We start from the raw sequence: 23,587 nt of genomic DNA, 5'->3' as shown, positions 1-23,587 counted from the left end.
CGACAAATTATTATTTAGGTTGAAGGCGGCAACGCTATACGAATATCGCTTGGTTTAGGCTTATCCCCAACGGTTACCCCGCGTTTTTTCATTACTTCGGCATAAGTGGCCCAGGCTACATCATATATCAGATCGCCTTTGGCATAATTAAAAGTAGCTAAAGCTTCGGGGGTATACGCCGGCGCAGGTCCAAAATTGTACATCTGCATTTCATATGCCGTCCCTTCCGGCAGGTCGGGATACATTTGCGATGCCGATATCGGCACAGCGCATCCGCCTAACGCACCACAGGCATTATCAGAAGGCGGACTGAACGGCGGCGGATTTTTAGCGGTAGAACCCCCGCAGCCGCTGCCGCCGCTACCGGCCGAATGTACAAAGCCGCAGCCCCCTTCGCCTTTGCACTCGTTAGAGCCCTTGCAGGTATGGAACATACCCACTTGCGCGCAACTTGCCGGGTCTTCCCGGAAGCTTTCATCCAGGTTAAGTCCCTGGCAGGCATGATATATATGGTTTTTACGATCTATTGGCGGGGCGCCTTCAGGGGTAACGCCTAAAGCTATATTTGGTATTTTACCGAATATAGCCCAGCAGATAGACATCCTGTCGCCCGAGCCTCCCATTGAAGGGTATGGGAACGCTGTAGCAGGGTTCTGAAAATAATCGTTGAGTACCCGGGTAACACCCGCAATTGCCCCTGTTGATGCCCGGCTAAACAATTCATAATTTTTGCCCTCGGCATCGTTCAGTTTCAAATTATTCAGCGCCTGCGCTATCTCGTCTGATTTTGGCAATTTCGGATACAGGTCCGGATTATATGCGGCCGTTTGCAGCAGTTCGGCTGTCCATTTATTACCCTTTGCGTGCCATTGGTCCCATGTCTCGATCTCGCCGCTTTGCACAAGCTTTTGCACATACTTGAAGGTTTCAAAATGATCCATACCGCCAAAATGGCCGCGAGCCTCGGCCTTAGCCGAATCAACCTGGCCACCGGTGGCATTGTACGATGGGTACTTATTGCGAAGCACCGGACAGCTTGGCCTGAACTGGTCTTTAACCGATTTTAAAGTTAAAGGTGTTTGTAACATACGGCTTTTGCTTACACGCAGCAATATCTCTTCAATAACACCGCCACCTTCGCCCTGGTCGGTAATACCGTTTATCATATTCAGCACATCATACTGGGCTTTTACAGTTTCGGTATGCTCAATACTGGTTGGCATCAACGGGTATTCATCGTTTGGCCAGTCTTCAGGTTTCTTTGTCGCGTAGTCGGGGTTAAGCCTGTCGGGATTGAAAACCTCTCTTTGCAAAGCCGTCCTGATCAATTCGTTACTACCGCTTTTGGTAGATTTTTCTTTGGCTTTTTCCAGTCCTTTTTTGAAAACGATATCCCATAAAGTCACACCATCGGTATAACGGATAGACAGGTAATTCCAAATTTGCTTGTACATGTTGCCTATCGACCCAAATGGCGGTAAAGGCTGGCCTTCCTGCCAGTTATCGTAGGGCGCTACCTCTTCATATATGTGTTTCCTATCCGGTTCAAAATCTTTCATAGCGTCCTTCTCAGTTTGCTCAATAGCCAAAAATAGCTGGCACTGGTCGGCATCCATCGGCCCCAGTTTTACCTTTACATTTTTGTTCTTAACGGTATCTTTAAAATCAAGGATACCGGGCAGGACCGATGAATCGGGCGAGTAGCATTTCCAGGCGAACGTTTTCTCGTCCTGCAAGGGTTCGCAGGTAAATTTTGGTTCGTAACCAACCACATTGGCAATGTTGGATATGATCTGCAGGTGCAGCATTTCGGCCACAAATACGCTAAATACGGCGTTAAAGGCGTTTTCATTGGCGGTTTTTGGATGCGCGGATGCTGCCATACCCGGCCATGTGCGGCCTTCATAAAAGTTGCTTCCCTTGCTGTTTATCTCGTGCATTCCCTTTAACGAGTAAAGCGAGGTCATGTACAGGGGGATGGTGAATAATTCGACATTTACGGCCGATTGCACAAGCGCGTGCAGGGCCTTTTCGTCGATGTCTTTTTTTGATACCGGTCGGTTCTTCAACCGGTCATCGTCAGTAAATAAAAGTGTTGGTTCCATTTTAATAAGGTATTTATAGGGTTGGTTTCGGGGTTGGTGGTACGATGCCCTGCGAGAGACATTTTAACGCCGCAATACCCGGCAAGAATAAGAATAGACTGCCATCGGTGCGGATAAACCGTTCCAGTCCTTCTATCTGCTTATAAGGCTGTGTGGTAGGGCCTTCGGGCAGGTAAGCAAACTCATTGTAAGCGTCGATCTTATTATTAGGCGGGCCAAACAATGGGTCGAAACCGCTGCCGTTAGGGCTGGCATCTGTGGTACGGAAACCGTTACGCGTTATCCAGCTTTGCATAATAAACTGGAACTGGCTTGCAGGTTGGCACAAATGAACAAGCCTACCAAACCGCGTTGTATGCCGTCTGGCTCGTTTGGTTCATAATCGGGCCCGTAGGCACCTGCGCGCCGCATAATACGGCGGGTTGATGCGTAGTTTAACGAACCATCAGGGTTGTTTTGGTTACCAACTACCGCCGCATCGTCGCGCGGATTGGTGCGACGGATATGCGACGCGTAAGGACAAAGCTGCCCAAGCGAGTCGTTTTTCCTAACCCCCTGCTGGTTAGTGGTTGGCTCAATATAATTAAAATTGGTGTAGTCAAAATCCTTCAGTCCGGCGTTAGGCCCGTTGGGCGATACCACCAGCGGCGTACCGTCAAACCAACGGCCGCACATTTTTGCTGCAACCAGGGCCGGATCAACACCCGGCGTTTTATTTATGAACGCGTTAAAGGCCTTCACGTCCTGGTAAAGCAACCTGAAGGCGGCGAAACTGCCGTTCAGGATCAATGGGTGGGCATAATAATTAGGCACCAAATTCCCTTTATCATCCGTATATTTTTTTTGGATAACGAACTGGTAAGGCGGTACAATAGGCCGGTCGTCAATAGTACTTACGCCTTCTTTAAGCAAACGCTGCTGCTTTGTGTTCCAGGGCACCTTGCTTAACCTTGGCTGCGAAAAGCTATCCTTATACCCAAAATGGATATAGTTTATACCCGTCAAAAGCGGATTCGAATCTTTTAAGAAGGCTAATGTTAGGGCAGGCACGTTATTTTTTACGGGTATCATACCCATCAGCTTATCATAGCAGGTGTTGCGTTCACCCTCGCTTTGGGTATAAATAGTTAGCTGGATATGCAGGTCAGAGCCATCCGGCTTCGGGTCGGCAGGTAATTGCCACCCGCCTGATCGTTTCCACCATTTTTGCGGTGCACTATCGTCGGTGTCGCCTACTTGTCCGGCATTGGTTGCGGCGCCGCCATCGTATAAACTAAACAAGGGGAAACTGGCATTTTTTACTTTGGTATAATCTGTTTTATCAAGCAACAACTTTAGCCCAAAGCTTGTAACGCCGATATTGAGGCAATATGGTGGCTTATCATCATCGGGCCATGGTGCCGCGGTAGTAATGTTCAAAAGCGAATTACTGCCGGGCAACAGCTTACCTATCAATTCGCGCGCGCCGTCGATATTATTGGCATCAATGGTGAAAATAAGGTAACGGATATAGTCAAAGTTATATCCGCGCAATATCAGCCCCTGGATGTCATCAAATTGTGGTACAGGAGCTTCCCTATCGGCTACATCATTCAGGTATGCACTCATTGGTATGTTTTAATAAGTTAAATATCCCCGCTTTCGCGGGGATCTGGATGATGAATTAGCACGCAGGCGGCGGTGTCGATGGCTCGAAATGTATATCGACGGGCGTTGCAGGCCATAGTGTTTCGGCATCGGTATAATTTTGCAGTATCTTACCAACGGTAAGGCCCGGGAAAGTGCCGCTGAATACATACTTAGCTTTACTTGGTATAGGTATTTTTGCCATTGCCGGCAGGGTTGGGTCGCCAAAGTTATACCGCATAAGCAGGCAATTAAACCCATCCGGATTAGCGGCCACACCACCATTGTTCTTAATAAAAGCGGCCGAAGTTGGGTCGTTAGGGTCCATAATACCCGTCTCGTCCATGGCGTTTACAATTCCGTTTAAACCGATGGCTATAATGGGGTTGGTTACAAACGATTCGATGTATGGGGCAAAATCGGCATCGTAGATAGATTGCACTACCAGCAGATCTTTGCCGGGCATGGTCTGGAAACTGGTTACAGGCAGCCCGGGTTGCGGTTTTTTGCCGTCTTCCAGGTGATAGATCATAAAAAAATGCACGCCGGTAGCGGCACGCAGATCAGCGTTGCCTTTTATTTCGGCATTGAGGCTTGCAATTGATTTTGCTACTTCTGTTGACGCTTTACTTTTCAGCGGCAAAAACAGAAAAAGCATGTGCTGCTGTTCTGCAGCGGGGATACTTGTGATAGGTGAGGCCATTTTATTAAGGTTAGGGTTTTACCTACTCTGTTAAGGCTTTTCGGTATCCGCCTTTATATTATGAGTTACCATAAATCGAAATTGCGTGTACACCTATCGCATCCCAATGCCGTAAAAATTACAGCAATAGATATTGTATTATAACAGCTTTCGCTCGGCGGTTTTACCAAACCGGTAGCTCAAACTAACCTCGTGTATGGCCGTATTAAAGCCGCCAAGGTTGCCTGATGATACGCCAAACTGGTAGCTATACCCTACTTTAAACGTATCTGTATTTACAGATATAATGCCTGAAGCCCTTTTATTGGTGCGATACCCCGCACCCAGGCCAAGCTGTTCTTTTAAATAAATGGTGCCTGTAAAATCGGCCAGCATATTATCCCCATTTACAAATGATACCAGGGTTGATGGTTTAAACTTGATGTCCTCGCTTAAGTCGGCAAGGTATGCGCCCGAAAAGTAATAGTGATTTTTCAGATAGTTGGCGTCCTGCACAGATGCGGTGCCCAGGCTACGAATGGTAAGTTCTGGTACAGATACGCCGATATAGTATTTACTGCTGTAAAACATCACCCCAAAACCAATATTTGGCTTTGTTTCGCGCACATCATCCCTAAACTGCGGGTCATAAGCGTCAAGAGACGAATAATCGGCAGTATAGTTCCGCACACCGGCATTTAACGATACCGCAAGGTAATCGTTTGCAGATAGCTGTACAGCTTTGGCAAAAAAAGCGTTCACTTCCAATTGCTTTTCTACTGCTACCTGGTCGTTTAGCACGTATATCCCTGCCGCCCCGCCTATCGACTCTACCGGCAGGCTGCCACTGAACAACAAACTGGTGGGGGCGCCTTCTACCCCTATGAATTGCTTGCGCCCCATCAGGCTTACGCTGCCTGCCTTATCCAATAAGGAGTATGCAGGGTTTATGGGTGTTAAATTATCGGCATATTGGCTGTAGGCGTATATCTGCTGCTGTGCCATAAGCCTGTTTCCCCCAGCAAGCAGTGTTAAGCATAAAATAAATAAAAGTTGCTTTTTGTAAGCGTTGATACACATGCTTAAGGTTTTTCGGGCCACTTGTCGTTTTGTTAATCTGTTTAAAATAGGGTTACTTTAAAAATCCTGCGCTCAGGTTTCCACCTCTCACAATGGTCTTGATCAGGGCAATTATTTGCAGGCAATTTACAATATTAATGGCATTTAATGTCCAACTTAAATGGCTTAATGCTGTTGTTCCCCTGTTACAAATCTGTGTTAAAAATCAATGGTACTATAGGGTAAAAACAGCTTATTTATTTCCAAAAACAGGGTAAAAAACTTAAGAAAACTTTGAAAACACAAGCCCCCTGCTGTACAGCAGGGGGCTTTAAATTTTGTGTAAAAGCTGTTTAATACTTCAGTATGATATAGCCTGTTTTGCGTTTATTGTCGTTTCCAACTTTATACTCCAGACTATAGTAGTAAGTGCCCGGTTTAAGCTGCGCACCGGTTTTATTTGAGTGCCCATCAAAAACGTTATTGCCGTCCTTACCGTAATTGCTGGCCTGGAATACCAGGCTGCCGCTGGTGTTCATGATAGAAAGCTTGTTGCCTGCATAAGCATCGATACCTTCAATGTAAAGGAAATCATTTGAGCCATCACCATTTGGTGATACACCCTGGTGCACTACAACTCCGTCATCATCTGCCAGCGTCAGGTTATTACCTGAATTATTGGCAAACAGCAGCTTGCTATCAGCTTTATTAACCATAAAGGTATTGGGTGCCCTGTTCACTGTTATGGCATAGGTTTTTACTGTTGAACCATCCTGCGCTGTAACAGTGGTAAGGATAGTATTAGCACCTACGCTTAATGCTATAGGGGTTGATGTTGCACCGCTGGCTACCAACTCGCCCGCAACATCTATGGTGGCATCGGCTTGCTGCGCTACGGGAACCACAGCAATACTGGTGGTACCAAAATCTACATTAGCCGAGTAATTAACCGTAGCGCTCCCCGTGGTGGCAGTAAGAAGCTTGTTAGGACTTAATCTGATAGAAGACAATATAGCATTGTTTGAACCGGTACGGTATACCGTAATACTATATGTTTTTATTGTAACTCCGTCTTGTGCTGTTACCACCGTATTTATAAGCGTAGGGCCGTCATTGAGCGGAATAGCCGCCGAAGCCGTACCTGTAGCCACGTTTACCCCGTTTATGGTTATCGTAGCTGTAGGGTCCTGCGCTACCGGGGTTACATTTACGCTGGTTATATCGGGCGCTACCATGGCATTGTAATTAACAGTACTTACACCCGTGGTTGTAATAAGGGTTGATGCGGGTGTAAGCTTCAGTTTCACAATAGCATTATTTGAACCGGTGCGGTTCACGGTTATGCTGTATGACCTTACCGTGGTACCGTCATCGGCAGTTACTACGGTGGTGATCAGCGTAGCACCGGCGTTAAGCGCTATAGGGGCAGAAGGACTGCCGCTTACTACAGATACGCCGTTTACCTTAATGGTAGCGTTTGCGTCTTCAGCTGTTGGCGTAATTATCACGCTTGTAGTTGATGGCGCTACAAAAGCAGCGTAATTAACTGTACTTGTGCCGGTTGCAGCAACCAATGATGAAGCCGGGGTAAGTTTAAGGCTGGCTATGGCGTTGTTTGATCTTGGCCTGGTAGCTGTAATTATATACGAGCGGGCAGTAACACCATCCTGCGCGGTAACCACCGTCTCGATAGTGTTGACACCTACGTTAAGCGGTATAGGGGCCGAAGGGACGCCGCTAATTTGAGATACGCCATTTACCTTTATAGTTGCATTAGGTTCCTGTGTAGCTGTTGTAACCTTCACACTTGAGGTGGTAGGAGTTACCGTAGTTGTATAATTAACTGTGCCGGGACCATCTGCACTTACCAAAGGCGAAGCCGGATCGAGTTTTAAACTTGCAAACGCGTTGGTTGATCCGGTACGGTTAACGGTAATGCTATATGTTTTAATGGTTGTGCCATCCTGGGCAGTTACTATGGTATTAATGGTTGTGCTTACTCCCGAAAGCGCAATCGGATCTGATGCCATGCCACTTACTACTATAGCGCCATTAACCGTTATGGTTGCACCTGCATTTTGGGCGGTTGGTGTAACCGTTACACTTGTTGTTCCGGGGTCAACCGATGTTATGTAATTTTGCGTACTTGGGCCATCAACCAATGTTAGGGTAGATAACGGGTTAATTTTCAAGGTTGCAATTGCATTATTTGATCCTGTGCGGTTTACAGTAACACTATACGTTTTTACAGATGTACCATCCTGCGAGGTTACAACCGTATTGATCACCGTTGTACCTCCGTTTAACGGAATTGCGCCAGACGGTGTACCGCTGTTAACCTGCTCACCATTTATCATAATAACTGCACCTGCATTTTGAGCTACCGGTGTAACCGTTACACTTGTTGTAGCAGGGTCTACCGAAGTTACATAGTTTACAGTGCTGGTGCCTGTGGTTGCAATAAGTTTAGAGGCAGGGGTAAGTTTTAAATCGATGGTAGAGTTGTTTGACCCCATACGGTTCACCGTGATACCATATGTTTTTACGGTGCTGCCATTAGGCGCTGTTACAACTATGTTTATAAGTGTTGCGGTACCGCTAAGCGTTATGGGTGCCGATGCCGTACCGGATGTAACAGGGTTGCCATTAATGGTAACCATACCGTCTGCATCAACTAAAGTTGGTTTTATGCTCACACTTGTTGTGGCAGGGTCAACAGAAGTAACATAGTTTACATTCGCAGCACCCGTACTTGCTACTAATTTTGATGATGGTGTCAACACAAAACTGGCTGCCGTTACCGCTGAAAGTTCGCGGGTTACATTTAACGTATACGTTTGTGTGTTTACGCCGTCGGCAGCTGTTACCACAACCCTTATTCTGTTTGCGGGGTTGTTTATAAATGGTAAACTAACCGTAGCCGACGGTGTTGATGCGTTAATGGTAGTAGCGCCTATGGCTATAGTTGCGGTATTACTGCTGGCTACCGGTGTAACGGTCAATTCATTTACAATATTAGGTACAGTTACCGTATAAGTTTTGGTGCCCGGGGCAAACGCCGGGGTCAAAGTACCCTTGTTTATGGTTAACGATGCCAGTGTTATATCGGCATAAGGCAACCTGTTAATGTGCAGTGTATAAGTCTTGGTATTTGCCCCATCCTGCGAGGTCACAATTATTGTATAAGTATTATCGCCAACCGCTAAAGGCAACTGACCGGTAAAATTATCATAAGGTACGGTTTGGCCGTTAACGGTCACGGTTGATACCGAATTTGCCGAAACCGGGAGTATCGCTACTGCAGTAACACTGTTGGGCGCGTTAACGGTTGTAAGTTCGTCATATGATAAGTTGAAATTTTTGGAGAAACCTGTGCCGCCTGTAATAGTTATTGCCGCCAATTCGGCAACAGGCGAAAGTACCGGCGGAGGCGTACCTGCACGTGTAAGTACCAGTGTATAGGTTTTAACCGCACTGGTGTCCTGCGAGGTAACAACTATTTTATAGGTATTTGGGCCGCCATGCACTGGCAGCGTATAATTTTGAAAACGTGGAACTACCGTGCCGTCTATTTTAACAACAGCATTAACATCGGCAGAAACAGCAGTTAACGGGATCCCTGTGTAGGTAGAATCAGCTACAGTGGCGGTGTATGAATACACCGCGGGGTCAAACGTTTCATTCAGGGATGTTATAGACGGGAAAGATAGATTAGTAAGGGTGGCATCTGATGACCGCGCCCTGTAAACATTTAAGGTATAGCTGCCGGTATGCGTGCCATCTTCCGCGGTTATATCAAAAACAATGGTATTGGCGCCAAATGCCAGGTTAACGTTATTACCTAAAGCCGTATTTAAACTTTGATCATTAATTTTTATGGTAGCCTTATCGCTTGAGGCGATTGGTAAAAAGTTGAGTGAACTGATGTTGCTGGCTACAGTTGCGGTATAACTATGCAGTGCACTGATAAATGGCGTGTTTAAAGTTACGCTGCTGTTTCCAATAGATGCCAGCGTAGCATCAGCCGATTTATCGCGTGTTACAATAACCTTGTATACCCTGTCGTCGCCATTTTCGGCTTTAACAACTATCCCCACCACGGTTTCACCAACATTTAATGAAACGGTAACCGGGCTGCTTTGCGCCAGGTCGTAACCATTTACCAACACTTTAGCAGTATTATCCGCAGCGGTGGCAGTTACATCCGTTGAGGCAACAAGGTTAGCAACAGACGCGGTATAATTAAGCGTATTGGTATTAAACGAGGGGCTGTATGTTACACCGTTTAAAGTAAGGCTTGCAAGTTGATTGTTGGTTGAGTAGGCCCTGAATATATTTAACGAATAGCCTTTTACTGTTGTACCATCCTGCGCTGTTACGTTTATAATAATATAGTTACCCCCGGTGTTCAGCGCTATGTTTTTGGTAGTGCCCGATGTATAGGGTTGCCCGTTTACCACAACAGTTGCATCCGGGTTGCTTGTTGTAGCCGAAAAATTAAATGAGGTTACTGTATTATCAACACTAGCGCTATAGTTTAAATCGGTACTGTTGAACGCTGGTGATAAGGTACCCTGGTCGGTAGTTAATGCCGAAAGCGTTGCGTTGATAGATGCCGTGATGGTAAATGCGGTGCTATTTGCTGCCGCCTGTACAAAATCATAGTTAGCTGCGCTTAAGCCCGCCCCTGCTATGGGGTAGCTTCCTACAGGGCTGCTTTGTGTTGCCGTAGTTGAAAAGCTTAAAGTGCCGGAAGTTGCAGACGCCTGATCATCGCCATTAACAAAGCCTGTTACTGTACCGGTAAAGGTTGGGTCGGGGTTTTGATATGGGCGGCTTGCGGGTGTTGCCACGTAAGTTAAGGTACCCTTATTTATAGATAAATTTGCGCCTGTATAATTTAAAGTATAGTTGCTGCTTAGTGCCAGTGTGCCCTGAGTAATAGCGTAAACTCCGGCGTTTTCGCCGGCATCCCTGGTAAGGCCGCCTGTAAAGCTGTCGCCTGCTGCCAATGCATCGGCCGTGTAGGTTAATGCAGGGTCGGCATCGCCATAAGTTTTGGTTTGTGCGTTAGCCGTTACATTTATTGTTTTTGCACCAATGGTTAAATTGGCACCAACAAATATGATGTTATAATTGCTGCTTAATGCTAATGTACCCTGGTTGATAGCATAAGTACCAATATCTTCGCCTGCCTCGCGTGTTAATGCGCCGGTAAATGTATCCGAAAATTCTAAAGGCGCACTGGTATAAGTAAGCGTAGGGTCAGCATCGCCGTATGTCTTTGTTTGGGAATAGACATTAACGGCTAATGATTTAGCGGTGATGGTAAAGGTATTAGATATAAAAGAGATGTCATAATTAGAAGATCTATCCTCCCCGGTATTAACATCAACCGGGTGTTTGCTACCTAATGTTAAAGCATAAACACCCACATTTTCAGAAGTATTATCTCTGCCAAATCTGCCGGTCATACCTTCTCCCGGGGCAACAGATGTGCCGTTTAGGGCGTAAGGTGCACCGACGGCGAAATCTGACTGGCCATAAACTTTTGTTACCGGAAGCGGAGCAATGGTTAACGGCCTTTTGGTAATAGTTAAGGTGTTGCTTACAAAGGTAATATCATAATTAGCGCTCTGGTCGGCTCCGTTATTTACATTAACGGGGTGCTTGGCACCTATCCCCAGGGTATAAACTCCGACATTTTCGCCGGCCGGCCTTTCGAAAAGGCCCGTCATCCCATCGCCGTTAGCCAGTCCCAAACCACCTATGGTATAAGTAAACGATGCAGGATCCGCATTACCGTATACCTTGGTTTGTGTAGTAGGTGTTATAGTAATAGCACGCTTGGTAATAGCAAAATCGTTGCTAACAAAGGTTAACGTATAATTATTGCTCAGCGCAAGGGTTCCTTGTGTAATGGGATAGGCTCCCACGTTTTCGCCGGCTGTACGGCTTAAAGTGCCGCTAAAGCTATCGCCGCTTTTAACCGTACCCGAAGTAACTGTGTACGCATATGTTGGGTCGGCATTACCGTAAACTTTTGTTTGGCCTGCATTGGCAGTAACCGTAACCGCTGATTTGTTAACGGTAAGCGTTTGTACCGCATTTGTGGCAGGTAAATAGCTTCCATCGCCGCCTTGCGAGGCGGTTATATTGGCCGTGCCCTGCCCTACAATGTGTATCTGCCCGCTTACTATGGTTGCCACCGCCGCATTATCGCTGCTGTAGCTAACGGTTAAACCGCTGCTGGCCGTAGCGCCGGGTGCAAAATCAGCATCGCCATAGGTTTTGGAAGCTGCAGATGCAAATGTGATGGTTTGCGCTGCTTTAGCACGGGTTACGGTTATAGTGTACGTTTTAGTTGTAGCACCATCTGCTGCGGTTACTACTGTGGTTATCACATTGTCACCAACATTTAAACTGATAGCGCCCGATGCCGAACCAGAGCTTACAGACGTACCATTAACTTTTATTGATGCATTGGCATCGGTTTTTGCAGGCGTTACCGTAATTGTTGAAGTAGCGTTGGATACCGAAGCCGTGTATGAAACAGTAGCGCTTGAAAAGGCAGGGGTTAATGTACCCGCGCTGGTGCTAAGGCCGGAAAGCGTAGCATCATTGGAAAATGTTGTAAATGAGTTAACGCCGCCATAAGCAGTACCGGCACCGCTGGTAGCGTAAGCCCTTACATAGTACGTTGTTGCAGCGCTAAGGCCAGATACGCTTGCAGAAAAACTGCCGGTACCGGTACCATTAGCAGCTTTGGTAACCCCGCTTGCGCCTATAGTTGGTACAGTGTTAGTACTGCTGTAAACTACGCCACGTTCTGTAACGCTTGCGTCGCTGCGTGTTACGCTACCACCCATTGTAGCCGAAAAGCCCGAGTAACTTGAAATGCCGGTGGTGGTAATAACGGGCAGATTTGCAACCGCAAGTCCCGGAATGAGTGTAGGTGAAGCTATGGAGTTAACTAACGATACGCTACCGGTGGTTAAATCAACCGAGTTAATACCACGGTTAGCTCCGGTTGCTTTGTCAAAAAAATAGGCTTTATTGTGTCCCGGATCAACAGTCATAGCGTATGCTAAGCCACCACCAATACTTGATGCAATAGTAGTTTCGCCGGTACCATCAATATTAATGCGTTTAAGGGCGTCTTTAGGGGAAACGGCGTCACTATTATCACTCGTTAAGTAATAAATATAATTATTAATATTATCATAAGCCATGTCTACACCTATATAAGGCGCTGCCGGTTTAGTAGTGCCAAAGTCACGAACAGCGCCGCCAGAGAGGTTTCGCACGTAAATTCGTGGGTCGGCGTATAAGTTTTGATAAATATATATTTCGTTATTCGCTATATTAAGCGCTAAAAAGGCCGGGTTTTTACAAAATCCGGAAGCTAATATTGTCGATCCAGTTCCATCAGGTTTTACCCTTATCAGCGCGTCGTTAGATGTTGCGTTAGCGGCGTCTGCACTTAACGGATCTCCTGTTACATAATATATATAATCGTTTACCGGGTCGTACTTAAGTGATGTCGCTCGCCCCAATACCGCTAAAGGTATTGACCTGATCACTGTTCCGTTAGTTAAGTTTATAACCTTAATTGCCAAATTATTAGGGTTCGGTATAGGATCAGGCTGATATCCTTCATAAACAAAAGCCCTGTTATTTGCATAGTCTATCTGCAATAAATTGGGCGAGTTAGTGATGCTTGACGCAAGTACGGTAGCGCTAGATCCATCGTAGCCCATACGTACAATAGCGTCACCGCTGGCTGTACTGGTGGGCGCGGCATCATTGGTAACGTAATATATCTGTGCTTTACTAACATTGGTGGCAATCAGCGAAATAAACAGCATTAATGCCATCGAGATCGAGAACTTTCTCGTCTTTAAAGATTGCTTCAACTGGGGTAAAAGTTTGTTCATAATAAAATTTTAAACGTTCAGTTTTTTGCCGGTTAAACCGATTAAATTTTGTTAATAAATTTTTGCCCAGTTTTTAAACCATAAAAACCTGCATGCCGGGCCGGTATACAAGTGTTGTTTATATTAAAATAGTTTATGTTTAAAGCCTGCTTATTAATGCAGGCTACAGTAAACTTGTTATTTGCTATCGTAATGGTTCCGGGTATGTTATCGGCTTCTGTTGAAGCGGCTTCGGCATCTAAAATCTTCAGTTCGTAACCGTTTATTAAAGCGCTTGCACCGTTGTTCCAGGCTGTGCAGGCTTTTATCAGGTTAAGTATCCCTTTCGCATCCATTGTGTCCCAGTTTATCATTACATCAGCCAGCTGCGGCTTTTTGTAATAGCGGGCTTCGGTTTCGGCTTGTATCTTATAGGTTATCGTTTGCCTGTTGTATAGTGTAGTAAGTATTTGCGATACTCCCTGCACCTGTAGCTGGCTAAACGCCTGGTTTATATAACTGTAGGTATGGTATTCCTCGTTTTTAATATTTTGCTCCCAAACAACCGCCCCGCTATCCAGCTTATCGGTTAATTGGTGTATGGCTAATCCCAATTGTGCCTCGCCGTTTTTTAACTGCCAAAAAACCGGCGAAGGCCCCCTGTAATGCGGTAGCCGGCCGAAGTGTATGTTAAACATTCCCTTTGGCACACCGCTCAGTTCTTTAACAGCTATTTTATGCGCATACCCGGAGATGAATATCACATCCGGTTCATTTATTTGCTGCCAGCTGTACAGTTCCTTTTTATCCACCTCGGCATAAAACGGTATGTTGTTCTTTCGGCAAAAGCCGGCCATTTCGTTTACGCTGACATCACCAGGCAACGAACTGCCGAAGTATAGCATAACCCCTGCTTTTATACTGCTTAGGTACGAAAGCAGGGGCAAGCATATTTTTGAGTTTGATACGATGCCAACTTTCATTGGCGCTCAAAAAAATCCATTAACTAAATATTCTTGATATTATGGTCTCGAAGGATAAATACCCTGCCAGGCTATGATGTAATTTATACCTAAATATGGCGTTACTACGTTTACCGGCTGGCTGCCACCTGCAGGTGTTAACGTACCATTATTCATGGTTACATCGGGTGTTGCTGTGGAGTAAATATTTACACCCGCGCCTGTAAGCGGATCGCCCGGGCTTGTAGCCGGATATGCCCCTGTTGGTGTCAACGCCGTCCCGTCGGTAGATACGGCGTTAATTACGTGCGTGTGCGCCGGCATTTGCTGCACTGTTAAAGTAACATTTTCGACACCGCCTATTTGCCCTTGCACATACTTTGATACGCCCCTGCCCTGCCCGTTGCCCGCGTGGATAGGTGTACGGCCGCGAAGATCCGGCAAGTTAAAGGTTTGCATGCCATCGCCCCCGTAGGTTGTACCTAATAAGGAAAATAAAGCGCTGTACTGACTGATGGCAAGAGTGGTGCCATCGCAAAAAAACCAACCGCTGGGTGCAAAGCTGCCCGCAAAAATTTTAATTTCTCCTAAATAAGGTTCCATAGTTTAAAGTGATAAGGTTTAGATATTGTTTATACTTTTATTAATTAGACTGTAAATATAAAATATTTAATTAATTCGCAATAATTTTTTCTTTAAAACGTTTAGGCCGCTCTTTAAATAACTCTGCACATATCGCTGTCACAACGTTTGCTTTACAAAGCTCTATTATAAAATGTAATTGCTATAGGGTGAAAATAGCTTTTTTTAACTCCTGTTAAGGTGGAAAAAAGGCAAGGCATTAATTTGTATATCTGTGTTTAAATGGTCACTTTCGGTAAACCTTAATCCCAAACTATTATGCAATTCAAAAAGCCATTATTGTATGCAGTTTTAGCAACGCTTGCTTTTAGCGCCTGCCAAAATCAACACGCCGACCTTACCAGTTCAAAAGCGTCGCAGTTTAATTATGATAGCCTTAGCTACGAAAGGGCTAAAGCTTATGTAAATAACTACGAAAAACACGCCGGTTGGGTAGATTCGCAGTATGTTGAAAAAGGTGTGGGGAAAATAAAAAAGAAACCAAACTCGCGCTGTATTTGGTTTAGTGCCGATCGCTTACAGGCCTTGCTTGATAAGATCAAAAGTGAAGGCGGCGACGGGATCCGCTTTTACATGGCCAGTTATGATACATCGTACAACAGTAAGATTATTGGCGGCATTGTGCCCCCGCGCGATTATTGGGGCTACAATACCCTGGTATTGGTATCAACCAAAGACAGTACAAACGCAGTAAACCAAAAGTTTCACCGCGATTATTACACCAGCAAACCGGCAAAATCAAATAAACCTGTATTAGGTTTTATGGTAGGCGGCACACCAGAGAACCGTGGCGAGCTTTGCCCGCCGCCGGTAAAATGCAGTGAAACAGGCGCTACGCTCCTTCCCTAATTGTAATGATCTTCATCACTATTAATACCGCATCAGAGTTTTTTTGCTTCCTGGCCGCCGTTATTTTCCTTTACCGGGAAAAGACCCTGGCCTGGAAGCTATTTATTCCGTTTTTGCTGTTAACCTGCTCGGTAGAGGTTGCAGGCATATATATAAGGGAATTTGTGGGTGTATCAAATTATCAGATATACAACGTATACTTATTGTTTGAATGCGGCTTTACAAGTTATTTTTTCTTTCACCTATACAAGGCCTATAATTATAAAGTTATATGGCTGGTTACATGGTTATGCCTTTTTACGGTGATGTATGTAACCGATCTGCTTTATCATCATTTTAGCCAGTTTGTATCAACCACGGCATCAGTAATGTCGGTAGTTTTTGTATTGGCCTGCTTGTATTTTTACTACCTGAAACTGCGCGATGAGCGTTTTGAGCCGCTGCTTTTCTCGGCGCCTTTTTGGTGGGTAAGCGGCACGCTGTTTTTTTATTTTGGAAGCACAGCGTGCAATAATTTTTTAGATTACCTATCGCATTACGAGAACATTACCTTCAGCAGGTCTATCAGGTATATTATATTTAACGTATTGGATATTATTATGTATCTTTTTTGGTCATACGCTTTTATATGCAGATATCGTCAAAGGAAATCATCTCCCTGATAGGGTTAACATCTATTATATTCCTGATAGCGCCCCTGTTTCTTATTTTGTACGTATTATCGTACAACCGGCGGAAGAAGAAGCACCAGGAGGAAACCGTTACTTTGCAAAAAAACTTCGAGAATGAGCTGCTTAAAACCCAGATGGAGGTGCAGGAACAAACCCTTAAAACCGTTGCCTACGACCTGCATGATAATATCGGCCAGTTACTTAGCCTTACCACAATCACACTAAGCTCGGTTAATCTTACCGATCAGCAAAACACCGCCGAAAAATTAGCTTTGGTTGAAGACCTCACCCTGCGATCGATAAAGGAAGTAAAAGCGTTATCGCGCCTGCTGCATGCCGAGGAAATTATCAGTAAGGGATTGCCGGCAGCGATTGAATTTGAGCTGGAATGGCTAAAACGGTCAGACAGGTTTACGATCACCTTTGAGCACAATAATATCCCATTTACGCGCGATAGTGCTAAAGATATGATCCTTTTCAGGCTGTTTCAGGAAATCATAAATAATATTATTCAGCATGCAAAAGCAACAGCGATATTTATTAATTTAGAAGCGGTTAACGATGACTTACTGCTCACCGTACGCGATAACGGCGTTGGATTTGATGTGGATAAAATATCTGAGCGGAAGGACGGCATGGGCCTTTATAATATTAAGAAAAGAAGCGCCATGATAAATGGCACAGCTTCAATTGTTTCCACAAAAAATAACGGAACTGCCATAACCGTAAAAGTGCCTTACCAATAGCTGATGCAAACCGACAAAGTAAATATTGCCATTGTAGACGATCACACCTTATTTCGCCAGGGGCTGGCACGCCTGCTAACCGAATCTAACGAGATAAACGTTTTGTTTGACGCTGATAACGGTGCCGATATGATCAAAAAACTGCCGGCTTACCCCCTGCCGGATGTTATATTAATGGATATTACCATGCCGGTAATGAATGGCTACGAGAGCACAAAATGGCTGAAAGCAAACCACCCGGGCATAAGCGTGCTTGCCTTAAGCATGTTTGAAGAAGACACACCAATAATAGGCATGCTTAAAAGCGGTGCAGGGGGGTATATGCTAAAGCAATCAAAAGCTGCCGACCTGGTGAACGCAATAAAAGGGATAGCCGCGCAATCTTTTTATATCAACGAGCTTGTGTCGGGAAAATTACTACGCAACATCCAAAACAATCAGCCGCTTAAAAACGCCCCTGTTGGCCTTAACCAAAACGAGCTTAAATTTTTAGAGCTGTGCTGCTCTGACCTTACCTATAAGCAAATTGCCGACATGATGAACCTTAGCCCTCACACCATCGACAATTACCGCGAGGCGCTGTTTCAAAAATTTGAGGTAAAATCAAGAACAGGCCTGGTTATATCCGCCTTAAAAAACGATCTGATCAAAATATAAAAACCTGCGGGTTGTTTTTTTGCGGGGGACAGGCTTTCAATGGGGCTTTTTCATAATAACTACAGGTGCATAAGTGGTCATCGTTTTGTTACGCCAAACAATAAAGTATCAAAGCTGTTTCTTAGGCGTAACGTCCGGTAAACTACTTAGCTCTTCCTTACACCTATGAGTTCTATTCTTAAACGCAACAATGTTAATATTATCGGGAACGGCCAGCAAGTTATGCTGTTTGCACACGGTTTTGGCTGCGATCAGCGGTCATGGCAATTTGTTGTAGATGCCTTTTCAGACGACTACCGGGTAGTGCTTTTCGACTATGTTGGTTCCGGGCAATCCGACCTAAGTCAGTACAGCTCCGCAAAATACGGCAGCCTTGACGGGTACGCACAAGATGTGCTTGACGTTTGCGAGGCCCTTTCTTTACAGGACGTTATCTTCGTAGGGCATTCGGTCAGCTCTATGATCGGCTTACTGGCAGCCGTGCAACAACCTGCTTATTTTAAAAAACTCATTTTTATAGGGCCATCGCCCCGGTACCTTAACGACCAGGATTACACGGGCGGTTTTGAACGTTCGGACATGGAGAGCCTGTTCGATTTTATGGAGAGTAATTACCTCGGGTGGTCAAGCACTATGGCGCCGGCCATTATGGGCAACGCCGACCGCCCGGAGTTGGGTGCTTTTTTAACCAGTAGTTTTTGCGCTACCGATCCGGAGGTTGCCCGGGAATTTGCACGGGTAACATTTTTTTCTGATAACCGGGACGACCTGACCAAACTGGGCGTTAAAAGCCTCACCCTGCAGTGCAGCGATGATATCATTGCGCCTGTGGCTGTTGGCGAATTTGTGAAAACCCACACACCCGGCAACGAGTTTGTTATGCTAAACGCAACAGGTCATTGCCCTCATATCAGCGAACCACAGGAGACAATCAAAGCTATTAAAGCTTTTATATAGCAGGCATTAATGAGCGACGAATTTAAAGACAACCTTCTTAAAGCAGCGATGGACCCGGGGCGTCTATACCATCAGGCACCCTGCGGTTATGTTACCTTTACGGCGAATGGTACGATCATCAGGATCAATCACACCCTTTTAAATTGGCTGGGCTACACTGCCGAAGAAGTAACCGGCAAAATGAAGTTTAGCGAACTGCTTTCAAAAGGCGGGCAGGTACATTACGAAATGTTTTTCCGGCCGATGCTAAACTTAAGCGGCAGCGTTAAAGAACTAAGCTACGAATTGCTAACCCGGACCGGAGAAATAGTGCATGTGCTTTTGGGGGCAGTATCGGTTAAAGATGATGACGGACAATTATTGGCGGTTGATTGTATCTTAACTGATAACACCGACCGTAAACGCTATGAGCAGGAGCTATTGCTGGCACGTAAACAGGCTGAAAAAGAAAGGGAGCGCCTATCACAGTTTTTTATGCAAATGCCCGCGGGTATATGTGTGCTGGATGGCCCTGAGTTTGTATTTGAATTTATAAACCCGCTTTACCAGCAGCTATTTCCCGGCCGCCACTTATTAGGCAGGCCCCTGCTGGATGCATTACCGGAATTAAAGGGGCAGGAGATATCGGGCATTCTGCAGGATGTGTACCAAACAGGGCGCATGTTTGAAGGCAAAGAATTGCTGGTTCCGCTGCGCCGCACGCCCGATAGCCCCATAGAAGACCGCTATTTTAATTTTATATATCAGCCACGCACCAATGACCACGACATCATCGATGGGGTGATGGTATTTGTTATAGAAGTTACAGACATGGTATACGCCCGCGAGCAGGTGCAGCAAAGCGAGCGCAGCCTCCGTACGCTTATCATGACCGCCCATTACGCCCTGATGATCCTTCAGGGGCCCGATTTCGTTGTTGAGATCGCCAATCAGCAATTAGCGGCCTTATGGAACAAATCGTTACCTGAGATCACGGGCCGTAAATTATTGGATATACTTCCCGAACTAAGCGACCAGCCGTTCCCCGAACTGCTGCGCAATGTAATGCGTACAGGTAAGCCTTACGGGCAACAGGAGGAAGCGCTTCGTTTAACCATAGATAACCAGGAGCAGCTGAAATACGTAAGCTTTTACTACGACCCGATAACCGGTGAAGATGGCGTGGTTACCGGAGTAATAGTGGCAGCTGAAGACATTACCAGCCAGGTGAGTGCACGTAAGGCACTTGAGGTAAGCTACGGCGAGCAACAATCGCTTAACGAAGAACTGGCTGCCATGAACGAAGAACTGGGCACAACAAACGAAGAGCTGAATTTAACGCAACTAAACCTGCGCGAAATGATAGCGAACTTCGAAGAAAGCGAAAGCCGGCTTCGCAGTGTGGTAGAAAGCGCTCCGTTCCCGATAGGTGTTTACATCGGGGCCGACATGAAGATACTACTTGCCAATCAAAACATCATCGATGTATGGGGAAAGGGCAACGATGTGATTGGAAGATCATATAAAGAGATACTTCCGGAACTTGAAAACCAGGAAATATTTTCGCAGCTCGATACAGTATTTAAAACCGGTGAGCCTTTCCATGCCCGCAACCAGCGGGTGGATATACTTGTTGATGGCGAACAACAAATTTACTATTTCAACTACAGCTTTACACCGCTGTTTGATGCCGCCGGCAATGTGTACGGCGTAATGAACACCGCCGCTGATGTAACCGACCTGAACGTTGCCAAACATGCGGTAGAACGCAACGAGAAGAACCTTAACGAGATGATATTGCAGGCACCGGTTGCCATGTGTATACTTGTAGGGCCCGAGCATGTAATTAAAGTGGCCAACAGGCTGATGGTAGAACTGTGGGGCAAGCGTATTGAAAATGTTTTGAACCGCCCCGTGTTTGAAGCCCTGCCCGACGCGCGCAACCAGGGGCTTGAGGAAGTGATGGCGGCGGTATACAATACCGGTGTGGCTTTTACCACCAGCGAAATGCCGGTTACATTGTTGCGCAACGGAAAAGAAGATGTGGTGTATCAAAATTTTGTATATGAACCGTTCAAAAACTCAGAGGGCTTCATTATCGGCATTATCGCCATCACTATTGATGTAACCGAGCAGGTAGTTGCCCGCCAGCGTATAGAAGAGAGCGAAAAAGAACTGCTCACCACGAAGAACAGGCTCGAAGAGGAACTGGAAGCCGGTAAAAAAGTGCAGCGCCAGAAGGATGGCTTTATCGGCATGGCCAGCCACGAACTAAAAACCCCATTAACATCGTTAAACGCCATTATCCAGGTGGCTAACGCCAAGCTCAGGCACTCGCCAGACCCATTCCTGAAGGGCGCCATGGAAAAAGCCAATCTGCAGGTAAAGCGAATGACCGACCTGATCAACGGCTTTCTTAATATCTCGCGCCTGGAGTCGGGGAAAATGATCGTTGAAAAACAACGGTTTAATTTCGACAACCTGATCAGGGAAATGATAGATGAAGTGCAATTAACAACCAATGCCCACGCCATAAAACTGGCAGCATGCAATGAGATTGAAATAGTTGCAGATCGCAACAAGATCGGCTCAGTTCTGTCAAATCTGCTCAGCAATGCTGTAAAATATTCCCCTAAGCATACAGATATCGATGTATCCTGTACCCTTAAGGGCGAATATGTTATGGTTAGCGTTAAAGATAAAGGCATGGGCATGCGGTTAGATGACCTCGAAAAAATATTCGATCGCTATTACCGGGTGGATTCGGCCGATACGCAGCATATAGCCGGCTTTGGTATAGGGCTGTATGTAAGTGCAGAAATTGTTAAGCAGCACAACGGCAGGATTTGGGCCGAAAGCGAGCTGGGCCACGGCAGCACCTTTTATTTCGAATTACCTTTATAAAGGCTCCATAGCGCTATTGCTTCTTTAAGCGTGTATGTAATAAACCTGCCTTGGACAGATAATTATATGGTTAACACGATTTTTAATTAAACAATTGATAATCAATGTTTTAATTAAAAAAACAGCTTAATTGTGTTAACCATGTTAACCATGATTTTATACTCAAATTAGCGCGATAGGTTATCATATCGTCAACGGCAAATGATACCAGGCGGCCGCTACCGCCCCTTGGCAATGTGTCGCGCTTAACAAGCGTAATGGGGCAATCATCAGAACAATGGACGTGATATCGATCGAGACGCGCGCAATACAGCAGTTCAACAGCTGTGTCCGCATTATATTTCAACCTTAACTGTAGTAATGTTTTGGCTTTCGAAGGTGAGGTTAACAGACCGTTTGCCATTTGGCCTGGTACGGTGGATAACATTTTTAGGGATGGTAAATAACTGGTTGGGGAGTAACTCAATAGTCCTGTCTTCCAGGTCGATAAATACCGAGCCTTCCAACACCAAAAAGCTTTCGTCAGATTCGGGGTGAAAGTGCCAGAAGTAGGGTTCCGTCATCACGCTTAGCCTTATTACGTGGCTATTCACAGCAGCAACCGGTATATTCTTGTATGCTGCCTCAATTGCAGTTTCTTCATTTATATCAACTACCGTTAGATTCTGAGTTTCCATCTTTTTGTTTTGTAATACCCCATAAAAATAAAAGCGGCCATTGGCCGCTTTCTATCTTCTTTTAAAGAGAATTAATTTTCTTCAACAACCCCCATGCTGCAAAACTTTTCTATACGTTCGGCAACCAGTTCGTCAATATTACGTTCGCCTAAAGTTTTAAGATCTTTAAGCAATTGTTTCTTTAAAATGGCAGCCATGGCAACCGGGTCCTGGTGGGCGCCGCCAAGAGGTTCTTTTATCACGCCGTCAATCAACTTGTTCTTCAGCATCTCTGTCGATGTTAGCTTCAGCATCTCCGCTGCACGCTCTTTTTGCTCCCAGGTTTTGAACAGGATGGTTGAACAATTTTCGGGCGAGATAACTGAATACCACGAGTTATCAAGCATCAGCACCCTGTCGCCGATACCTATACCCAAAGCCCCACCCGATGCACCTTCCCCTATCACCACGCAGATAACAGGCACTTTAAGTACAGCCATTTCCAACAGGTTGCGGGCGATAGCTTCGCCCTGTCCACGCTCTTCAGCCTCAAGGCCCGGGAATGCACCAGGGGTATCGATCAGGGTAACAACCGGCTTGCCAAACTTCTCGGCCATTTTCATCAGTCTTAGCGCCTTGCGGTAACCTTCGGGGTTAGCCATACCAAAATTGCGGTACTGGCGTTCCTTGGTGTTACGCCCCTTTTGGTGACCAATAAACATAACGGTTTGCCCGTTAAGGGTACCAAAACCGCCGATTATGGCTTTATCATCGCCTACGGTACGGTCGCCGTGCATTTCAATAAAGTCGTCGCACATTAGTTCCAGATATTGCAGTGTATACGGACGCTCAGGATGGCGCGATATCTGCACTTTTTGCCAGCCGGTCAGGTTGGCATATATCTCTTTCTTGGCGGTTTCCATCTTGGCTTCCAGTTCGGCAATGGTGGCAGACATATCGAGCTTGTTCTTCTCTTCTACCTGCTTTACCTTTTCTATCTGCCCCTGTAACTCGGCCAGTGGTTTTTCAAAATCAAATGTAATCTTCATACAATTTTATTGGCCGCTAAATTAAATAAATCAAACGGCATATTGTTTAATTAAGATTTTTCATTGCCTGCAATTTAATGATATGCCCCGGCGAAATCATAAACGTGCAAATTTTACGCCAAAGGCT

16 protein-coding genes are annotated in these 23,587 nt (G+C 45.6%); 6 read left to right on the top strand and 10 right to left on the bottom strand.

The genetic code is table 11. The annotated features are described in order from the left end of the window. Positions 1-14 precede the first annotated feature (14 nt). The 8 genes from GWR56_RS09995 to GWR56_RS09960 all read right to left on the bottom strand — a co-directional run bounded on the left by GWR56_RS09995 (position 15) and on the right by GWR56_RS09960 (position 14,953). Complete coding sequence (locus tag GWR56_RS09995; protein ID WP_162431049.1) at positions 15-2,105, bottom strand: ferritin-like domain-containing protein; 2,091 nt, start codon at positions 2,103-2,105, stop codon at positions 15-17. Positions 2,106-2,118: 13 nt separating this feature from the next. Beyond that, positions 2,119-2,400: a hypothetical protein gene (locus GWR56_RS09990; RefSeq protein ID WP_162431047.1), complete on the bottom strand. Its 282-nt coding sequence runs from the start codon at positions 2,398-2,400 to the stop codon at positions 2,119-2,121. After that, the gene (locus tag GWR56_RS09985; RefSeq protein ID WP_162431045.1) at positions 2,385-3,713 is read right to left on the bottom strand and encodes a hypothetical protein; all 1,329 of its coding nucleotides are present in this window, start codon (positions 3,711-3,713) and stop codon (positions 2,385-2,387) included. Before GWR56_RS09985 ends, GWR56_RS09990 begins: the two co-directional genes overlap by 16 nt. A gap of 55 nt (positions 3,714-3,768) precedes the next feature. Next, positions 3,769-4,434: a hypothetical protein gene (locus tag GWR56_RS09980; protein ID WP_162431043.1), complete on the bottom strand. Its 666-nt coding sequence runs from the start codon at positions 4,432-4,434 to the stop codon at positions 3,769-3,771. 138 nt (positions 4,435-4,572) lie between these two features. Continuing rightward, positions 4,573-5,418 (bottom strand): PorP/SprF family type IX secretion system membrane protein, encoded by an 846-nt coding sequence (locus GWR56_RS09975; RefSeq protein ID WP_238395347.1) that lies wholly within the window; start codon positions 5,416-5,418, stop codon positions 4,573-4,575. Between the two features lie 407 nt (positions 5,419-5,825). Next, positions 5,826-13,409 carry a cadherin-like beta sandwich domain-containing protein gene (locus GWR56_RS09970; protein WP_162431039.1) on the bottom strand — a complete coding sequence of 2,528 codons (7,584 nt, stop codon included), beginning with the start codon at positions 13,407-13,409 and terminating at the stop codon, positions 5,826-5,828. 41 nt (positions 13,410-13,450) lie between these two features. Further along, positions 13,451-14,371, bottom strand: coding sequence for a methionyl-tRNA formyltransferase (locus GWR56_RS09965; RefSeq protein WP_162431037.1), 921 nt, complete (start codon positions 14,369-14,371; stop codon positions 13,451-13,453). Between the two features lie 39 nt (positions 14,372-14,410). Continuing rightward, the gene (locus GWR56_RS09960; RefSeq protein WP_162431035.1) at positions 14,411-14,953 is read right to left on the bottom strand and encodes a phage tail protein; all 543 of its coding nucleotides are present in this window, start codon (positions 14,951-14,953) and stop codon (positions 14,411-14,413) included. 297 nt (positions 14,954-15,250) lie between these two features. Here GWR56_RS09960 and GWR56_RS09955 point away from each other — a divergent pair, with 297 nt between their 5' ends. The 6 genes from GWR56_RS09955 to GWR56_RS09930 all read left to right on the top strand — a co-directional run bounded on the left by GWR56_RS09955 (position 15,251) and on the right by GWR56_RS09930 (position 21,755). Further along, on the top strand, positions 15,251-15,841 hold the full coding sequence (locus tag GWR56_RS09955) for a hypothetical protein (protein WP_162431032.1): 591 nt from the start codon (positions 15,251-15,253) through the stop codon (positions 15,839-15,841). 5 nt (positions 15,842-15,846) lie between these two features. Next, a complete protein-coding gene (locus GWR56_RS09950; protein WP_162431029.1) occupies positions 15,847-16,503 on the top strand; it encodes a hypothetical protein in 657 nt (218 codons plus the stop codon). Beyond that, positions 16,470-17,258 (top strand): sensor histidine kinase, encoded by a 789-nt coding sequence (locus GWR56_RS09945; RefSeq protein ID WP_162431026.1) that lies wholly within the window; start codon positions 16,470-16,472, stop codon positions 17,256-17,258. The genes GWR56_RS09950 and GWR56_RS09945 overlap by 34 nt, the downstream gene beginning before the upstream one ends. Before the next feature lie 3 nt (positions 17,259-17,261). Further along, entirely contained in the window at positions 17,262-17,915 is a 654-nt protein-coding gene (locus GWR56_RS09940) for a response regulator transcription factor (protein ID WP_162431025.1), read from the top strand. A gap of 165 nt (positions 17,916-18,080) precedes the next feature. Continuing rightward, positions 18,081-18,872, top strand: a complete 792-nt coding sequence (locus GWR56_RS09935; protein ID WP_162431024.1) for an alpha/beta fold hydrolase — start codon at positions 18,081-18,083, stop codon at positions 18,870-18,872. A 9-nt stretch (positions 18,873-18,881) separates the two neighbouring features. After that, positions 18,882-21,755 carry a PAS domain-containing protein gene (locus GWR56_RS09930; protein ID WP_162431022.1) on the top strand — a complete coding sequence of 958 codons (2,874 nt, stop codon included), beginning with the start codon at positions 18,882-18,884 and terminating at the stop codon, positions 21,753-21,755. Positions 21,756-22,090: 335 nt separating this feature from the next. Here the strand turns inward: GWR56_RS09930 and GWR56_RS09925 are convergent, their stop codons facing one another. Then, the gene (locus GWR56_RS09925) at positions 22,091-22,432 is read right to left on the bottom strand and encodes a cupin domain-containing protein (protein ID WP_162431020.1); all 342 of its coding nucleotides are present in this window, start codon (positions 22,430-22,432) and stop codon (positions 22,091-22,093) included. A gap of 71 nt (positions 22,433-22,503) precedes the next feature. After that, a complete protein-coding gene (locus tag GWR56_RS09920; protein ID WP_162431018.1) occupies positions 22,504-23,460 on the bottom strand; it encodes an acetyl-CoA carboxylase carboxyltransferase subunit alpha in 957 nt (318 codons plus the stop codon). Between the last annotated feature and the right edge of the window lie 127 nt (positions 23,461-23,587).

The sequence above is a fragment of the Mucilaginibacter sp. 14171R-50 genome (assembly GCF_010093045.1).
Taxonomy (GTDB): Bacteria; Bacteroidota; Bacteroidia; order Sphingobacteriales; family Sphingobacteriaceae; genus Mucilaginibacter.
This window is presented reverse-complemented; position numbering and strand designations above follow the sequence as displayed.